Below are 16,751 nucleotides of genomic sequence, written 5' to 3'. Positions count from 1 at the left end.
AAGTATTTGGATTGTCACTGCTTGCTCCAAAGTTAACATGTTGAGCAGTCCAAAAAGACCACTATATTAACCAAGGGGGTCAATTTTCAAATGCTGTTGGGGGGTCATTTTTACATTGCCGCTAACACTGACTTAAACCTACGTGCAGAATACAGCCTATTTGACCGTCAGACTGGGCGCCCAGTTTGTGTCGGTAATGGGGAAACCTGCCAACGTTTAACTAATCAAGGTGTAGAGCAACATCCCTGTCCATCACCAGATTTATGTCCGTTGGCTCAAGGAGGTAACTGCAAGCCTTATGGACGCTTGCATGTGAATTTAGATGACTCGGATGAGTTTGGCACCTTCATCTTTAGAACCACAGGATTTAACAGTATTCGGACTTTGGCTGCACGGCTGAGTTATTACCACGCAGCTTCAGGAGGTTTACTCTCTTGTCTGCCTTTGCAACTGACTTTAAGAGGCAAAAGCACCACACAAAGCTATCGGCAACCGGTGTACTACGTGGATCTAACTTTAAGGGATGGGATTAGTCTCAATGATGCCATTACTCAAGCCAAGCAAATTGATGAACAGAGCAAGCAGGCCGGATTCTATCAAGAGGCTGTAGATCATATCGCCAGACGAGGTTTTGCCAATGCTGTATTTGAGATTAATTCTGAAGAAGATCCCGACGTCATCGATGAGTTTTACCCTTTAGATGAAAACTCGGCAGATCCAGAAAATGGTTACGCCATATCAAACACTCTCAGGCAAACTGTAGAAAAGGTGGCATAAAAAAAGACCCATCAATGATGGGTCTTATTAGGCAATATCAGCTATTATTAATGATAATCAATCTTAAGTAAAACAGTTGTTGCCTCAAATTTTTGTTGCGTCATTTTCGCATTAAATTCCTGTTTCAAAATATTAAGTAAAGATACAGCGACTTGTACACTACCATTCGTATCATTAAAATAATGTAATTTCATGGTATGTGTCTTTTGCCGTTTACCATCTTTTCTACCATCCCACATAGTTTGCAATTCCATATCTTGATCTACCCACTCCTGTAAATCACTTGGTATATACGGCTCATGATCAGTTGGATCAAATTCTCTTACTATTGATCGATATTGATTTGTAGTGGTATCAAAAGACACATCAAAGCCACTTAGTAGCCCGTATTGAGGTAAGGGAATATTTGATTTTAGTTTTTTATTTGAATGATTAAGGGAATTAGTCACTAAACGAATTTCTTTAGCACCAAAAGCTATTGCTAATTGGATATATACATTTTCTTTTGCTTTTGCTAATTCGATTTGGAAGTTTTCTGGTCTAATGTAAAGGTCTTTAATATGAGGATGCTTGATAAAAAAGCTATTTTCAGTCAACTTATCTTCTTTGGGAATTTTTAATTTTTTTGCATCTTCTAAAGATACATAAGTTACTTCAGTAGGAAGTTTCATCCCTTTCAAAATAATACTTGCTTTATCTTCAACGCTATAAACAAGAGCTGGCTTTGTATTTTTCACTGTCGTATTATTGGTATATTTCATCAACTCTGCTGAAATTTCTTCAGCATGTGTTAAAACGTCTTTAGTGCTTTCTTTATTTGTAGCTTTATGAATACTTGCTCCTATCAACCCTACTGCCATACTACTTCTTTCATTCAATTTCTGATTAAATCTAGAAAAGAATCCATCTGTTTTTGGTTCAGATTCCTTTACTAGTTTAGGATATTTTTTCTTAAATAATTCTTCTACCATTTCGTTTGATGCGACAAAAATCACATCTGGAAACTTATTAGATATCATTTTCTTAAATCTCATTTATTATTCATCTTAGTAGCATAACAAAATTTATCAATTTATTAGAGGGGTCAATCGTGTTAAAAGCTATTTTTTGGATTGCAGTATTCTTTTTCTTTATTAGCGTGCTTTTTTATGGTATTCGCTTTATCTTTATGACTTTAATGAACTTCGCCAATTCATCTAAACCAAATCAATCTACGAAATTAATAGGTAATAAAGGATCAACTCTCTCAAACACGGAATCTCTCAAGCCTGATCATGAAATTCAGTTTTTTGATCCTACTCTTAATAAAATCACAACCCTGTCTGGTCATCTTGTAAAATGCTATGAAGAACATCAACAGCTTTGGATAAAGTTGATCAGTTTAGGGCAAAGCGCACCAAAAACTATTAAGGTAAATAATATTAGTATGGTCGAAAATTTACTCACTAAAGAAAGATTGTCCAATGAAAACTCTATTGAACAATATTTTAAAAGATTTTTGTAACATATAAAAAAGAGCCTCATCCAAAGGCTCTTTTTTATTTTATAAAGCATCTAAATGGTCTGCCCACTTCTGTAACCATTCCGCACATTCTTTTTCATACGCATGCAAATTATAAGTACCTTGTATTCCTTTTTTTGAATGCCCTAATACAGCTTCTGCAATTTCTGCAGGACAACTTAACCTAGAGAGACCAGTACGTACAGTCCGCCTTAAATCGTGCGGACTCCAATCCTCAATTTCGGACAACCACAATTGTTCAGGCTGTAATGCGTATGAAAGTTTTTCAGGATGTCGCATTTGCCATTTATACACTGTAAGAATCTTCTGGGTAATTGCCTTACCTTTAACGCTTGATTCAAAAAGAAAATCTGACTCACGAGATAATGCTTTTATATATTCAAGGCATTGTTTAGAAAGTTGGACATACCTATCCGTACCATTCTTGCTTCCTTTTAAATGCCACGTATTTTTTTCAAAATCAATGTCCGCCCATTTCAACTCACAAACTTCCCCAGTACGGCACCCAGTCCATAACGTAATTCTAAGAATATGCCTAACTTTTTCTGAGAAACCTGATGTTGGAAGCCATTCCAATACTTTTTTAATTTCTTTATCTGATAATACTCGGCTACCCTTTTTGTGTGTTAACTTCACCCTGCTTTGCTTTAAACTCGATTTAGCCAAAAGTGCCGGATTTGCAAAATCATCCTTAAATTTTTCCAATCCTATACTGTAGTCATAAGCCAACGTTAATTCTGCTAGTACACGCCCAGCTTGAACATTTGCCCCACGCTCAATAATTTTAGAAATCATATTTACGACATCTTTTCGCGTCACTTGATCAGCTGCTATATGCCCTAATACTCTAACCGCATCGCCGTATAGTGTTCTTCTAGCTTCATCTTGTCCTTTACGTTTTCTCGCTCCTGGAATCAACTTCTTACTGCCTGTTTTACTATCTAAAACATAACGGTCTTCAATTACATTAGTTAAATATAAATCAATCAATTCTTTGACTGTAAATTGGGCATTTGTTTCATCTCGTTTTTCTTGCTCAATCTTTTTTTGTTCCTTCTGATCTTTTAGCTCCTGACTTGGGCAAATACCTGCTCTGCGTTTGATCTTCATCTTTTGAAGCTCTAATCTAGCTTCAGCCAATGACATATCTGGGTAAATACCAATTTTTACTTTCTTTAACGAGTTATCAATAGGACTTCTGAAGCGATAAGAAAATGAAGTCAGACCTGTTTTCCCCTTATTAACTCTTAACCCTTCATTTTCACCAATATCTACTAAGAAAGTTTCAGGTTTCATTTTTTCAATAGCTCGAGCAGTTAACGCTACTTTTTTTGTATAAGTAGGATCTTTTACAGTCATATAGTTCTTCTAACCTTTTCGCACTCGGTAATTTTGCTAAAATCACCCTCAGATTTTTCAGCATGCATATGCTGATAGGATTTAAATAAGATACACCAATAAAAGGTATACTAAAAGGTATACTTATTCATTGGATTCCTTAGGACTTGCTTGTTACCCCTAAGCAGCAATAGGAATGTAAGCAGATGATTATCATTGAAGAACTTATTATTTTTAAAGGTATTTTTATTAGATGAACATAGAAAATTCAGGTATTGATCTATCATCACTTACACCTATGATGCAGCAATACTTACGGGTGAAGATGGAACATCCACATTCTTTAATGTTCTATCGCATGGGCGATTTCTACGAATTATTTTTTGATGATGCACACAAAGCTGCCAAACTTTTAGGCATTACCCTCACCCACCGTGGTAAAACTAGTGGCAAACCTATTCCAATGGCGGGCGTGCCATATCATGCTGCTGAAGGTTATCTCGCTCGCTTGGTCAAAAAAGGCGAAACCGTGGTAATTTGTGAGCAAATTGGCGAGGTGACAGGCAAAGGTCCTGTAGAGCGTGGAGTAGTACGGATTATCACCCCAGGCACGCTCACTGATGATGCCTTGCTCAACAGTCATCAATCTTCCAACTTGGTCTCTTTATGCTTACAGCAAAACCAAATTGGTATCGCATTGCTGGATTTAAGTGCAGGGATTTTTAAAGTTCAGCAAATGGATTATTTGCCTGAACAACTCGCGATTGAACTTTCTCGTTTAATGCCAAGCGAAATTGTGGTCGATGAAGATATTGTCGATCCGAATATTATTGAACAGGTTAAAAAGCAGCTTGACTGCCCTGTGACCAAACGCCCAAATGTCGATTTCAACCTGAACAATGCACAAAAAACGCTTTGTGATCAATTTGCTGTATCGTCACTTTCAGGTTTTGGTATTGATCATTTGCCCTTAGCCAAAGCAGCAGCGGCAGCGTTAATACACTACGCCAAAGAAACCCAAAAAACGGCTTTACCACATATTCGCAGTATTCAATTAGAACAAAGCAGCGATTTTATTGCGCTTGATCCTGTGACCCGACGTAATTTGGAATTGGTTGAACCATTATTTGAACACGGCACTTCTTTATTCCAACTGATTAACGATTGCCAAACTGCCATGGGTAGCCGTTTACTGAGTCGTACCTTGATGCAACCTTTGCGTGACACGGCATTGTTAGATGCAAGACTGGATGCAATTCAAGCCTTAATACAAGGTTACCATGAGTCGCCTGTGCGTTTGGTACTGAAAGAAATTAGTGATATTGAACGTGTGCTGAGTCGTGTCGCACTCGGTAGCGCACGCCCACGTGATTTGGTACAACTACGTCAGGCCTGTGCGCAAATTCCCTATTTGCGTCATGCCTTACAGCCCATTGTTTCTGCACAACAATCCGCACTCATTCAAAACCTGAATGAAGAACTGGGCGATTTTCATGGACTGCATCAACGGCTGATGCAGGCAATTGTAGAAAACCCACCTGTACTATTGCGTGATGGCAATGTCATTGCAGAGGGTTTTGACAGTGAACTCGATGAACTACGCAAAATCCGTGATCATGCGGGGCAATTCCTGATTGATTTAGAAGTCAAAGAGCGCCAAGAAAGCGGTATCCCAACGTTAAAAATTGGCTACAACCGTGTCAGTGGTTACTACATTGAACTCACTCGCGCCCAAGCCGAGCAAGCACCTGAACACTATATCCGTCGTCAAACTTTAAAAAATGCAGAACGCTACATCACCCCAGAGCTAAAAAGTTTTGAAGATAAAGTCCTGTCTAGCGAGTCCCGTGCTTTAGCCCGTGAAAAGATGCTATTTGAAATGCTATTGGATGAATTACGCCAAGACATTGCTCAATTACAAATGATGAGCAGCGCGATTGCACAAATTGATCTATTGGCAAACTTTGCCCATCAAGCACGTTTACGCAATTGGGCACGCCCTGAATATAGCCCTGAAATTGGAATTAAAATTACTGCAGGACGTCATCCTGTTGTTGAGGCCTTGAGTAAAACCGCCTTTACACCGAATGATACTTTACTCGACTACAATCATCGTTTGGCAATTATTACTGGCCCGAATATGGGCGGTAAATCAACGTATATGCGTCAAACCGCACTCATTGCCCTACTTGGCTATTGTGGTAGTTATGTGCCTGCCCAAACAGCCGTATTAGGTCCTATTGATCGCGTGTTTACCCGTATTGGTTCTGCCGATGATTTATCGACAGGTAAATCGACCTTTATGGTCGAAATGACTGAGACTTCACAAATTTTACACCATGCAACCTCACAGTCTTTGGTGCTGATGGATGAAGTTGGTCGCGGAACCAGTACCTACGATGGCTTATCTTTGGCATGGGCATGTGTGTTGGATTTAAGCAAACGCATCAAATGTTTATGCCTATTTGCAACGCATTATTTTGAATTGACCGAATTAAGCAAAGAATCTGGGGTGGATAACTACCACGTAACCGCCAAAGAAATGAATGGCAACCTGATTCTCTTGCACAAAGTTCAACAAGGTCCTGCAAGCCAAAGTCACGGTTTGCAAGTGGCAAAATTGGCAGGCATTCCAGCCAATGTGATTAAAGAAGCGCAAAACCGTTTAAGAATTTTAGAAAAACAGCAGCACAAAAATGTCAATTTAGCCGTTCAAGATGACCTATTTGCACCAGCAACAAGCTCAGCTGAACCAGAAGTGATTGAACGTGTAATCGAGGTAGAAAAACCATCACCTGCTTTAGATTTATTACGCAGTATAGATGTCGATAATTTAACGCCACGACAAGCGCTGGAACAATTGTATGCTTTAAAGGAACAATTGAACGCTTAGCCGCTGTTATTTCTAAAATATTTGAGCTAAACAAAGACTCTCAATTGAGAGTCTTTTTCATTTATAAGTTTTTTTGATGGTTTTATCCACTTTTTATCAAATTTAGTAGCACTGTCTATATCAAATATCAGTAAAAGCAATTGTTAGTTGCAGTGTTTTTTGCCTAAAATAGACTATTCTGAATTAGAACCATATTTTTAGGTAGCTGTCGCCATGACATTTGTTGTCACTGAAAACTGTATTAAATGTAAATACCAAGATTGTGTTGAAGTTTGTCCTGTTGACTGCTTCTACGAAGGTCCAAACTTCCTTGTCATTAATCCAGACGAATGTATTGACTGTGCATTGTGTGAACCAGAATGTCCTGCAAATGCAATTTTCTCTGAAGATGAATTACCAGAAGGTCAAGAAGTCTTTATTGAGCTAAATGCAGAGCTTTCACAAACTTGGCCAAACATTACACAAATTGGCGATCAACCTGCTGACCGTGAAGAATGGAATGGCAAGCCAGACAAATTACAATACTTAGAAAAGTAAGTTTGTCCTGTTTTTAAAAAGATCAGCCTGTGCTGATCTTTTTTTATACCTAAAACACACATTTGATTGCAATATTTTCAAATTTTAACCCGCATTTTCGATTAGAATACGGACACTTTAAATAAATATCTGATTTGCCTAATGAAGCAATTTTTCAAGGCGCTGTTTTCGTTCAGCATTGTTCCCATGCTTTTGGTGGCTTGTAGCTCAACCCCAGACAGAACAACAACGATCACCACGCCCGATGGAAAACGAATTTTCATTCCTCAAGAAAAAATTACCTACGAACGACAGGCAGCACCCAAAATTGTGCCCTACGCCTACAATGCTTGGGTGGCCGTAAGTGACAATTTACGTCAAGTCCGTGAGTATGAACGCTTCTTAGAACAAAATGGGGTGGGCAATATTATCCCAAGTTTTGAATTAATGCGTACTGCGCGAGATTGGCAGCGTTGTGGACGTTCACAGTTTATGATTCCAAGTCGTGAATTGTGGAAAAACCAAGTACCAACCCTACGCGTATTTAAGTATTTAGTTGCCTCTAAAGTTTTAACCGACTTTGAAGTCACCTCAGTGTATCGTGATTTACCATTGAATCAGTGCGCAGGTGGAGCAAATTCATCTAGACATTTATTCAACTCTGCGATTGATTTTAGAATTGGTCCACAATTCCCAAATGCCGAAGATTATGCCTACATTGAAAGTACCAAATACAGACTGTGCCAGTTCTGGCATCAATATGGGCAAAGTTTAAATATGGGTTTGGGCTTATATGCTTCTGGTCAAATTCATATTGATACTCAAGGCTATCGTACTTGGGGGCCTGATTTAAGCCGTCATTCATCTATATGTAATTTCTAACTTTTGTTGTTTCAAATGAATGTTTAAAAGAGATCAACACTGGCCTCTTTTTTACATCTATCGCATCTAAAAGCAGTCGCATTCAACAGTAACCCAGCGTAATAAATTGCACTCTAAGCAGAAAAGTTTACAATGCACACATCGCAACAAAGGTGAGCTGACTATGCAACAAATGTGGACGGATATCGATCACTATATCGAATCACATTTAATCCCCGAAGACCCAATTTTGACGCAAACTTTGGAAAATACCGATGCCAAAGGTTTTCCAGACCATCTTGCCGTTGCCGCAAATCAGGGGATGTTGCTACAAATGCTCATTCAGATGAACCAATGCAAACGGGTATTGGAGTTGGGTACTTTTGCAGCTTACAGCACTATGTGGCTCGCGCGCGCCCTACCTGAAGATGGTTATATTCTAACAATTGAAGGACGTGATACTCACGCTGCTTTAGGTCAAGAAAATATTGATCGTGCCCAGCTGAAACAACAGGTTGAATTGAAAGTCGGGCGTGCTGCCGATATTTTAAAAGCACTCCCTGCCGACACAGAAGCCTTTGATTTTATTTTTATTGATGCAGATAAACAAAGCTATCCTGAATATTTAGAGCTCAGTCTTAATCTTTCCCGTTCAGGTACAATTATCTTTTTAGACAACGTGATTCGTGCGGGTGAAATTTTAAATCCTGAAAATCACAAGCCGAGCATTGAAGGTATTCGTGATATGTTTACTGTAATGCAAAACCATCCTCGAATTTTATCGTGTACCGCATTACAAACTGTCGGCAGCAAAGGTCACGATGGCTTTGCTTTAGCGATTGTAAAGTAAACCCAAAGCAAGGTTAAAAAACGACCTAAAGCGATTTTACATTATATATTATAATGTTACATGTACTGTCCATACAGTTATCCACAATTTATGCGGATAACCATGGACAGACACTCAACAGTTAGATCAGCTCAGCTAAACAATCGCTTATTCTTGTCTTTTAATACGTTTTTACTTTGCGACCAATAACGGTACAGTCGAATTACGGAAAATGCTGGTGGTAATGCTGCCCAAGAAGAATTGATGAATTTTGCTGTGACTAAACGCCCCTAGTACAATGAGCTGAATACCATGCTCACGCTGATAATCTAAAATATTCTCTGCAACATCGCCATAACGGTATTCCACTACAACATCCAAACCTGCCGAGGTTAAGAAATCTGCAGGCTCATTTAACACTTCTGGATGATCGCCCACATAGAGCAAATGGCATTGCAATAATTTAAGCAAATCACTTTGCGCAATTCGCTTCATCATTTTGATACAGGTTGGTGAATATTCATAGGCAAAAATAAAACGTGTCGGTGCTTTAAAATTTTCACCCACAGTCATTACTGTACAATTTGCCCCACGGATAAAGTTTTCAACATTGCTGCCTAAAGCTTTATTGCGCTCAGCCGATTTCTCTCCTACCCGACCAATGACTACAATATCTTCTTCATTCAACAAACTGAAACTTTGTTCTAAAAAGTCGCCTTTTTCTTGAATGTGGGTAGGTACAATGCCGAACTTTTCCTGAATCATACTGGAAATGTGCTGCAATAAATTGTTGCTATAATCGAGTGCTAATTCACTTTGTTTTTGTTCTAATTCGGCTAATTCTTTGAGTAACATGGCATTACTTTCAAAACCAATCACGCCACTAATTTCCCCCAAATGATAACTGGCGGGGTAATAATCCAAAACTTGTAATAACACCAATTCACGTTGAGTTTGTGTTGCAATCCACGCAGCAGCTTCAGCAAGCGCATTAATACAAGGCGAAGAATCAATACAAGCAATTACACGTTTCATTATTGCCTCTCTTACTGCCTTTTGCAGGCTATTTTTTAGTTGTTATTTTTAACTTAACACAACTCGTGTTGCAGGGACATGAAAAAATGTAATCAAGTTTAAAGATTTAGCCTGACTGAATAAAAGCTAGTCACGATAACGAATCAGTTTTGCAGGATTTCCTGCCACAATTTCACGTTCCTGAATGTCTTTGGTGACCATGCTATTCATCCCCACAACGGCATGTGCTGCAATCTTTACACCGTCTTTAACCCCAACATGCGCACCTAGCCAAACATCCCCTCCAATTTCAATGCCTTGTGAGCGTACCGCTTGTTGATAGATCGGCTGATCCAAAGCCATGCCATGATCAAATGCATATAAATGACAATATGCTGCGATACGCACCTGATCATGAAGCTTAATTCCAACTCTGCCACCATCTAAAATACAGTGGTGATTAATCGCGACTTCATTGCCAATTTCTAAAGGGCCATGCAAAGTACAATCGGCTGCAATAAAGGTATTATCGCCAATACTGATTTTACGTCCTGGTTCTGCAAAAATATGTGCCAATGGTGAAATAAAACAGTTTTTGCCAATCTCTACCGTTTCCATTGCCATTAAATAAGCTTGATATTCCTGCTGCCAAGCTTCTGCCCAAGCACGATGTTTAGGTTTTAATGACCAATATAACCACGGCATGTAGTTTAAACGGTGTTTATGCTGCTCACGGTACTTCGATAATGGATCAGGTGAATTTGCTTCAGTCATCTTGATCATCCTCAAGGATTTTGAGTTGTTCACGCCCACGGCTAATATCTTGTAATTTTAGTTTTAAAGGGTCTATTTGATCGACTTGCATGAATGCCTTTACCAACACGCCTTCGGCGGTGTAGTCTTCGCTGTACTCAATCTGCTGACTATTTAGCTCGTATTGTAAAATTGCCCACTCATTAAAATGACAGGAAAATTGCACGGTCTTTTTTTCAATCAGTTCTATTTTTTCTGCTAGAGCCAAACATTGCCCTGCACATCCCCCATAGGCACGTACCAAGCCGCCTGTGCCCAATTTAATACCGCCATACCAACGATTGACCAACACCAAAACATTAGTCAACTCATTGCCTTCAATCGTGGCTAAAATAGGACGTCCTGCCGTACCTGAAGGTTCGCCATCATCATTAAAACGTAATTGATGCCCGATTTTCCATGCCCAACATTGATGTGTGGTAGATGAATCACGCTGCTGTTCCAAAAAAGTTTTTACCGCTTGCTCATTATCTACAGGCACAGCAATTGCCTGAAATCGACTTTTTTTAATTTCTTCTTCAAAAGTGATGGGCGCAGCAATGGTAAATGGCATAACACTCCAGATCAATCAACCAGTTAAATAAAAACTTGATAATTATAACGTGTTTAGCGCTCTAACGTATTTAGAGTTATAGCTTATTTGGACTGATAACCACCATGAAAAAACCTTCTATCCTCAAAGGTATAGAAGGTTAAATAATGTTTACACGACTTTCTGTTCTACAACTTATGCAGTAAGCATACGAAAACCAATAACGGTTAGAACATTCAAGCTTTAAACAAAAAAGTCTTCACCCAAATAAACTTCACGCACAATTTCATTTTCCAGAATTTCTTGCGGTGTACCCTCTGCAATGACTGAACCTTCGCTAACAATATAAGCACGTTCACAAATGGCTAAAGTATCACGGACGTTATGGTCGGTGATTAATACACCAATGTCGCGATCTTTCAAAGTACGGATAATATCTTTAATATCACCGACTGAAATGGGATCAACCCCTGCAAACGGTTCATCTAACAACATAAACTTAGGGTCTGCGGCCAAAGCACGTGCAATTTCAGCACGACGACGTTCACCACCTGACACACTCATCCCCAATGAATCTTTGATGTGTGTGATTTTAAAATCTGCCAACAACTCAGCCAAACGCTGCTGACGTTGTTGTTTGTTTAAATCTTTGCGGGTTTCCAAAATTGCCATAATATTTTCAGCAATGGTCAATTTTCTGAAAATAGAAGCTTCCTGGGGTAAATAACCAATACCCTTACGTGCACGTTCATGCATCGCAAGATCAGACAAATCCAATTGATCTAAATGGATTTCGCCTTTATCCATACGCACCAAGCCCACAACCATATAGAAACTAGTGGTCTTCCCTGCACCATTCGGCCCTAGTAAACCTACAATTTCACCACTTTTCATTTCAAATGAAACGTCTTTTACTACCCAGCGCTTATTGTAGTTTTTTGCTAAATGCTTAATACATAGCATTTGCTGACCGCGCTGTGTGCTGTCCTGTGTTGCACTGCTTTGATCCATTAATCACGCGCTCCTGGGAATGATTTTGAGCTTGATGGTGGAATCACAATTTTGACACGACCCGCATCAGAACCTGTTTTATTTGGTGTGCCAATTGCTTCAACATCACCTTTGTTCATGCTATAACGCAAGGTATTACCACGAATACTGGCACCATCTTGTTCTAAAAGCGCACCACCCGATAAGGTAATAATGCCTGTTTCTGCATTGTAAACAATCTTCTGCGCTTGGCCTTTCGCTAGACCTTTGGCAGGATCGGTTTTTTGCTGAAATTGTGCAGGTCTACCTGTAGCCGTAATTACACTGATTTCTTTTTTACTGTTCAAATTGGCAACAATAGAGTCTGCCTGTAGCTTCATGGTGCCCTGTTCAATAATCACGTTGCCCGTATAGGTCGTCACACCTGAACGCTCACTAAAGGTTGCACGGTCTGCCACCAAGCTAATTGGCTGATTACGGTCAGAAGGAATTGCCCAACTACCTGCCGATGAAAGCACCGCCAAGCCTACAAGTACTGCTTGTTTTATCAACGTTTTAGACGCGGTAAGCTTAGTTTTATGGTTCATACTTTCCTCGAATATTAAAAAATTCGTATTGGCCGTCATTTAAATTGGCTTTTAAACCCTGACTGATAAAATCTGCTTGTGGTGACTGTACCACCACCTGCTTATCAGTATTAATTTCACGTGTTTTGGGAAACACGTTTAGTTCAGCAGTTTCAAGCGTAAGCTTGCCTTGCTTGAGTAACTTGGTTGCCAAAACCTGATCTGACAACACTACTTTTTCATTGTCATTAAAACCTTGTGCCTGCTTGGCATAGAACGTAGCATCGACCTCACCTGCTTTGTACATCGAAGCATTTAAATTTTCCAGCTTAGAGGTCTTTTGCTGCATATCTTGCTCTAAACGGTCAATTTGAGCGCGTACATATAAATTGCCCTGCTCATCGGTCTGGGTCAGATGAATCTGCTCAGCTGAATAAGTCATCGAACGTGCAGTGTCAGTTTCCAGTTTTTTGCCTTTACCGCTGTAATAGTAATAACCACCACTTACAGCTGCAATTGCAATCGCAGTAACGTATAAAACTTTAGTATCCATAAGTGGGGCTGTAACTCAAATCTTTGAATGCATGTCGTATTAATGAGGTATTGTGAGATACTTTTCAAGTAACTCTTGGTATACGCCTTTGGCTGTTAAAATCATATCGCAGATTTCACGCACCGCACCACGACCACCCATGGCTTGTGTTACTAAATCTGCACGGCGACGCACTTCAATATGTCCATTTGGCACTGTGACTTTCATCCCTGCAATCGAAAACGCTGAAAGATCAGGCCAGTCATCGCCCATATAGAGACAATCTGCAGGTGATAAACCTAACTTGGCACAGGCTTCCTGCAATGCAGTGCCTTTATCTTCACGTCCTTGGTAGACCAAATCTACACCTAAATCGGACATGCGTTTTTCGACAATATTACTTTTACGACCCGTGATGATAATGACTTTAACACCTGCTTGTTGCACCAGTTTCATACCTAAACCATCACGAATATCGAATGATTTAATTTCATCACCGCTGTTGGTTAAGGTGACAAAACCATCACTTAGAATTCCATCGACATCTAAAACCAAAGCTTCAATATGACGCGCTTGCTCTAATAAAATATAAGATGCCATTGTTTAGTTTACCCCTGCTTGAATCAAGTCATGCATACTGATCACACCAATGACTTTATTGGCATCATCCACCACCACAAACTGATTGATTTTACGGTCACGTAATTGTTCTAAAGCTTCAACTGCACGTGCTTCTTGTGAAATCGTTGCAGGATGTTGAGTCATCACTTGCCCAACTTGTAAATTCACATCAAAGCCCTGTTGTTTATCAATTAAACGTCGTAAATCACCATCGGTGAAAATGCCTAACAAGACGTCATTTTCATCGACAATTGTGGTTAAACCTAGACGTTTGTTTGAAATTTCGTATAACACTTTGTTCATTGGTGTATCTGGTGCAACTTTAGGTAATTCTGTACCGGTATGCATCAAATGTTTCACATGCAATAACAGGCGCTTACCCAAAGCGCCTGCAGGATGTGAACGAGCAAAATCATCGGCAGTAAAACCACGTGCATCAAGTAACGCTACAGCCAATGCATCACCTAATGCCAAGGTTGCAGTCGTACTTGAGGTTGGTGCTAAACCAAGTGGACAAGCTTCCTGAATATTGCCTAATGTTAAAGCGACATCAGCATTTTGTGGCATCGGCCCGCGATCATCACCGCTAATTGTGATTAGAGGAACTTCCAGATGTTTGATGAGTGGCATCAACATCATAATTTCATCACTTTTGCCGGAGTTGGAAATGGCAATTAAAACATCACCCCGTACCAACATTCCCAAATCACCATGCCCTGCTTCACCCGGGTGCATAAAGAAAGACGGCGTGCCTGTAGAGGCAAACGTCGCAGCCATTTTACGACCAATATGACCTGATTTTCCCATACCTGTGACCACAACACGCCCTTTGCAATGCAACATGATTTCGCAGGCACGGCTAAAACGCTGATCAATTTGCGTCGCCAAGACTTGTAATGCTTGTTCTTCTATTCTTAAAGTGTCTAAGGCTACAGATTGGAAATCAATGGTATTTGACATGTTTGGCATTCAACGTTCAACTTAAATTGAGTATTTTCTACACCTCAATAAAAGTGATTTATTGAAGCACATTTAATTTTCGCAATTTTAGCATATCTATGCAATTCTACACTTTGATTCTGCGTGTGTTTTTTGTTTTAACGCATTTTTGTATGCTGTTTTAATTAACTCGCTTTTTGACTCGAGTTTCAAATGAAAAACAATCATATTTGAGCTTAGGCTATTTATTTTATTGATTCAAAGTTGCAGATAAAGCTAAAGATAGAACTAGCTCAGAAGCATATTTCAACGAAAATGCTCTAAAAATTATGGATCAAACCCATCTATAAAGCTGACTGCAAGCAAGCTGTAACAAACAGCCATAAAAAAACGCTTATCTTTCGATAAGCGTTTTTTAAAATTTTGGAGCGGGAAACGAGACTCGAACTCGCGACCCCAACCTTGGCAAGGTTGTGCTCTACCAACTGAGCTATTCCCGCAATATGGAAGTGAATTATAGAGAATTTCATACAACTGTCAACTCTCTATGCTCCCAAGTGCTCAATTAATCAGCACGACGCCATACTGTACCTTGACGGGTATCTTCCAAGACCACACCTTGATCGAGCAAAGACTGACGAATTTCATCAGCACGGGCGAAATCTTTGGCTTTTTTGGCATCCTGACGTTGCTGAATGAAGTCTGCAATGGCTTGTTCAGATAAACCTAAAGCGTCCTGACCAATATCAGACTTCAGGAATTCGTCAACATCATGCTGCACCAAACCTAAAATATTGGTCAAATGACGCAAAGTCGAATAGTACACCGCCGCCTGATCTGCCTGCTGCTCTTTTACTGAACGGTTCAGCTCTTTATTGACTTCAAACAGAACTGCAATTGCTTCGGCTGTATTAAAGTCGTCTCGCATTGCGGCATTAAAACGTTCCACCAAAGCCTCATCTAACTGCTCAACTGTTTGCGTACCGTACGCTTGTTGATAAGCTTTAAATGAGTGATAGAAACGTGATAATGCGGTTTTGGCTTCTTTGAGTGCTACATCGGAGAAGTTTACAGGGCTACGATAATGCGATGACACAATAAAGTAGCGGATCACTTCAGGATGGAATTTTTCCATCACATCACGAATGGTGAAGAAGTTACCCAATGACTTCGACATTTTTTCGCCATCGACATTAATAAAGCCAACGTGCATCCAGTAATTTACATACTGCTCACCTGTTGATGCTTCAGACTGGGCAATTTCATTTTCATGGTGTGGGAACATTAAGTCTGAACCACCACCATGAATATCAAAATGATTACCTAAGCAGCAAGTCGACATCGCAGAACATTCAATGTGCCAACCCGGACGTCCATTGCCCCACGGCGAAGCCCAAGATGGTTCATTTTCTTTGGCATGTTTCCACAAAACAAAGTCAAATGGATGCTTTTTGTCGACTTCAACATCAACACGCTCAGACGCGCCCGCCTGCATGTCTTCTAGCTTGCGACCTGAAAGACGGCCATATTTGTCAAATTTTTCAACCTGAAAATAAACATCGCCATTACTTGCAGGATAAGCTGTGCCTTTATTGACCAAATTACCAATCATATTTTGCATTTGATCAATATATTCAGTGGCACGTGGTGCAGCATCAGGTTCAACACAGCCTAAGTTTGCCGCATCTTCATTCATGGCTTGAATAAAACGATTTGTTAAAGCTTGAATGCTCTCGCCATTTTCATTGGCACGTTTAATAATTTTGTCGTCAATGTCGGTAATGTTGCGGACATATTTCACATTCCAACCTTGACTGCGCAAAAAGCGAATGATGTAGTCAAATGCAACCATAACCCGCGCATGCCCGATATGACAGTAATCATAAACCGTCATGCCACAGACATACATGTCGATATGTCCTTCTTTACGCGGAACAAATTCAACTTTTTTTCGTTGCTCTGAGTTATATAGAACAAATGGTTGCATAGGTTTTCAAAATAGGTCTAT

General features: G+C 39.8%; 16 protein-coding genes, 1 tRNA gene and 1 pseudogene. 6 read left to right on the top strand and 12 right to left on the bottom strand.

The genetic code is table 11. From position 1 onward, the window contains the following. Positions 1 to 129: 129 nt before the first annotated feature. A pseudogene (locus ACEO2X_RS03020) lies at positions 130 to 777 on the top strand (hydrolase or metal-binding protein); the annotation flags it as partial. A gap of 47 nt (positions 778 to 824) precedes the next feature. Here ACEO2X_RS03020 and ACEO2X_RS03015 read toward each other — a convergent pair. Continuing rightward, positions 825 to 1,796: a hypothetical protein gene (locus ACEO2X_RS03015; protein WP_371971052.1), complete on the bottom strand. Its 972-nt coding sequence runs from the start codon at positions 1,794 to 1,796 to the stop codon at positions 825 to 827. Positions 1,797 to 1,867: 71 nt separating this feature from the next. Here ACEO2X_RS03015 and ACEO2X_RS03010 point away from each other — a divergent pair, with 71 nt between their 5' ends. Then, positions 1,868 to 2,281 carry a hypothetical protein gene (locus tag ACEO2X_RS03010; protein ID WP_371971051.1) on the top strand — a complete coding sequence of 138 codons (414 nt, stop codon included), beginning with the start codon at positions 1,868 to 1,870 and terminating at the stop codon, positions 2,279 to 2,281. Positions 2,282 to 2,320: 39 nt separating this feature from the next. Here ACEO2X_RS03010 and ACEO2X_RS03005 read toward each other — a convergent pair whose 3' ends face one another. Beyond that, positions 2,321 to 3,658, bottom strand: a complete 1,338-nt coding sequence (locus ACEO2X_RS03005; protein ID WP_225530645.1) for a site-specific integrase — start codon at positions 3,656 to 3,658, stop codon at positions 2,321 to 2,323. Positions 3,659 to 3,890: 232 nt separating this feature from the next. Here ACEO2X_RS03005 and mutS point away from each other — a divergent pair, with 232 nt between their 5' ends. The 4 genes from mutS (at position 3,891) to ACEO2X_RS02985 (ending at position 8,757) form a co-directional block, all read left to right on the top strand. Beyond that, on the top strand, positions 3,891 to 6,530 hold the full coding sequence (mutS, locus tag ACEO2X_RS03000) for a DNA mismatch repair protein MutS (RefSeq protein ID WP_253131536.1): 2,640 nt from the start codon (positions 3,891 to 3,893) through the stop codon (positions 6,528 to 6,530). A 213-nt stretch (positions 6,531 to 6,743) separates the two neighbouring features. Next, the gene (gene fdxA / locus ACEO2X_RS02995) at positions 6,744 to 7,067 is read left to right on the top strand and encodes a ferredoxin FdxA (RefSeq protein ID WP_004973093.1); all 324 of its coding nucleotides are present in this window, start codon (positions 6,744 to 6,746) and stop codon (positions 7,065 to 7,067) included. 141 nt (positions 7,068 to 7,208) lie between these two features. Next, positions 7,209 to 7,928 carry a D-Ala-D-Ala carboxypeptidase family metallohydrolase gene (locus ACEO2X_RS02990; RefSeq protein WP_168525430.1) on the top strand — a complete coding sequence of 240 codons (720 nt, stop codon included), beginning with the start codon at positions 7,209 to 7,211 and terminating at the stop codon, positions 7,926 to 7,928. Between the two features lie 163 nt (positions 7,929 to 8,091). After that, positions 8,092 to 8,757 (top strand): O-methyltransferase, encoded by a 666-nt coding sequence (locus ACEO2X_RS02985; protein WP_325780916.1) that lies wholly within the window; start codon positions 8,092 to 8,094, stop codon positions 8,755 to 8,757. A 171-nt stretch (positions 8,758 to 8,928) separates the two neighbouring features. Here the strand turns inward: ACEO2X_RS02985 and ACEO2X_RS02980 are convergent, their stop codons facing one another. From ACEO2X_RS02980 to cysS, 10 genes are all read right to left on the bottom strand, one after another. Beyond that, positions 8,929 to 9,771 (bottom strand): universal stress protein, encoded by an 843-nt coding sequence (locus tag ACEO2X_RS02980; RefSeq protein WP_371971050.1) that lies wholly within the window; start codon positions 9,769 to 9,771, stop codon positions 8,929 to 8,931. A gap of 126 nt (positions 9,772 to 9,897) precedes the next feature. Continuing rightward, positions 9,898 to 10,524 (bottom strand): DapH/DapD/GlmU-related protein, encoded by a 627-nt coding sequence (locus tag ACEO2X_RS02975; RefSeq protein ID WP_371971049.1) that lies wholly within the window; start codon positions 10,522 to 10,524, stop codon positions 9,898 to 9,900. Then, the gene (locus ACEO2X_RS02970; protein ID WP_096900925.1) at positions 10,517 to 11,116 is read right to left on the bottom strand and encodes a YigZ family protein; all 600 of its coding nucleotides are present in this window, start codon (positions 11,114 to 11,116) and stop codon (positions 10,517 to 10,519) included. Before ACEO2X_RS02970 ends, ACEO2X_RS02975 begins: the two co-directional genes overlap by 8 nt. A gap of 222 nt (positions 11,117 to 11,338) precedes the next feature. Beyond that, positions 11,339 to 12,106, bottom strand: a complete 768-nt coding sequence (gene lptB, locus ACEO2X_RS02965; RefSeq protein ID WP_371971048.1) for an LPS export ABC transporter ATP-binding protein — start codon at positions 12,104 to 12,106, stop codon at positions 11,339 to 11,341. After that, the gene (gene lptA, locus ACEO2X_RS02960) at positions 12,106 to 12,672 is read right to left on the bottom strand and encodes a lipopolysaccharide transport periplasmic protein LptA (protein ID WP_104852159.1); all 567 of its coding nucleotides are present in this window, start codon (positions 12,670 to 12,672) and stop codon (positions 12,106 to 12,108) included. Before lptA ends, lptB begins: the two co-directional genes overlap by 1 nt. Continuing rightward, a complete protein-coding gene (lptC, locus tag ACEO2X_RS02955) occupies positions 12,662 to 13,204 on the bottom strand; it encodes an LPS export ABC transporter periplasmic protein LptC (RefSeq protein WP_371971047.1) in 543 nt (180 codons plus the stop codon). The genes lptA and lptC overlap by 11 nt, the downstream gene beginning before the upstream one ends. 39 nt (positions 13,205 to 13,243) lie before the next feature. Further along, the gene (locus tag ACEO2X_RS02950) at positions 13,244 to 13,783 is read right to left on the bottom strand and encodes a KdsC family phosphatase (RefSeq protein WP_371971046.1); all 540 of its coding nucleotides are present in this window, start codon (positions 13,781 to 13,783) and stop codon (positions 13,244 to 13,246) included. Positions 13,784 to 13,786: 3 nt separating this feature from the next. Continuing rightward, positions 13,787 to 14,764, bottom strand: coding sequence for a KpsF/GutQ family sugar-phosphate isomerase (locus tag ACEO2X_RS02945; protein WP_004973067.1), 978 nt, complete (start codon positions 14,762 to 14,764; stop codon positions 13,787 to 13,789). 403 nt (positions 14,765 to 15,167) lie between these two features. Further along, positions 15,168 to 15,243, bottom strand: a tRNA-Gly gene (locus ACEO2X_RS02940). A gap of 65 nt (positions 15,244 to 15,308) precedes the next feature. Then, the gene (gene cysS, locus ACEO2X_RS02935) at positions 15,309 to 16,730 is read right to left on the bottom strand and encodes a cysteine--tRNA ligase (protein WP_167846083.1); all 1,422 of its coding nucleotides are present in this window, start codon (positions 16,728 to 16,730) and stop codon (positions 15,309 to 15,311) included. Between the last annotated feature and the right edge of the window lie 21 nt (positions 16,731 to 16,751).

Source organism: Acinetobacter sp. AL9, from assembly GCF_041464035.1.
Lineage (GTDB): Bacteria > Pseudomonadota > Gammaproteobacteria > Pseudomonadales > Moraxellaceae > Acinetobacter > Acinetobacter towneri.
This window is presented reverse-complemented; position numbering and strand designations above follow the sequence as displayed.